General features: G+C 60.8%; 2 protein-coding genes. Both read right to left on the minus strand.

Going from position 1 to position 1,161, the window contains the following annotated elements; translation table 11 throughout:
* Positions 1-505 (minus strand): tripartite tricarboxylate transporter substrate binding protein (locus tag Q8M88_RS15820; RefSeq protein WP_305598117.1); only part of this gene is annotated, 505 nt, incomplete at its 3' end.
* 79 nt (positions 506-584) lie between these two features.
* A partial coding sequence (locus Q8M88_RS15825; RefSeq protein WP_305598118.1) for a tripartite tricarboxylate transporter permease occupies positions 585-1,161 on the minus strand: 577 nt, incomplete at its 5' end.

Below are 1,161 nucleotides of genomic sequence, written 5' to 3' on the forward strand. Positions count from 1 at the left end.
CGGTACCGGCCGACGCGTAGTTCAGCTTGCCCGGTTGCGACTTGGCCAGCGCGACAAATTCCTTGAGGTTGGTCGCCTTGACGCCGGGGTGCAGCACCAGCAGGTACGGCGTGGACGCCACCAGCGTAATGGGCTCGAAATCCTTGACCGGATCGTAATTCACCTTCGCATACGCGGCCGGTGCGATCACGTGGGTGCTGGTCGTACCCATGGTCAGCGTATGGCCGTCGGGCGCGGCCTTTGCCGCGATTTCGGTGCCCAGCGTGCCGCCGGCGCCACCGCGGTTGTCGACGATGACCTGCTGCCCCAGTTTTTCACCCAGTTTCTGCGCCACCAGCCGGGCAATGATGTCGGTTGAACCACCCGGCGGGAACGCCACAATCAGCCGGATCGGCTTGGTCGGATAGGTAGCGGCGGTCTGGGCAGCGGCGGATGCCGGCATCTGGCCGACGGCAAGCAGCAAGGCCCCCATCACTGCAACTGCAACTTTATTTTGCATCTTCATTGTTATCTCCCCTCAAAAAAAACACGCGGCATGATGCCGCGTGTCAATTCAATTCCATTGCCGGACTGGCTTGTTGTGCTTAAACGGCGTCCGGTTCCTGATACACCGTTTCGCGTTTTTTGCGGATGTTCGGCAGAATCATCACCACCAGCAGCAGGATGGTCAGGCCGAGGAACACCGCGCTGATCGGCCGCGTGAAGAACACGGTCGGATCACCCCGTGAAATCAGCAGCGCCCGGCGCAGGTTCTCCTCCATCAGCGGCCCGAGCACAAACGCGAGAATCAGCGGCGCAGGCTCACATTTGAGTTTGGTGAAGATGTAACCCATCACGCCGAAAAACACGGTCATGTAGATATCGAGGTCGAGATTGTTGACGCTGTAGACACCGATGGCCATGAACACCATGATCGACGGGAACAGGATGCGGTACGGCACCGTCAGCAGTTTGACCCACAGACCGATCAGCGGCAGGTTCAGAATCACCAGCATCGCATTGCCGATCCACATGCTCGCGATCAGGCCCCAGAACAGTTCCGGACGCTGGGTCATCACCTGCGGGCCCGGGGCGATGCCCTGGATGGTCAGCGCGCCGAGCATCAGCGCCATCGTGCCGCTGCCCGGGATACCAAGGGTCAGCGTCGGGATGAAGGCGCAC

Origin of the sequence: Phenylobacterium sp., assembly GCF_030693805.1 — a bacterium.
Lineage (GTDB): Bacteria > Pseudomonadota > Alphaproteobacteria > Caulobacterales > Caulobacteraceae > Phenylobacterium.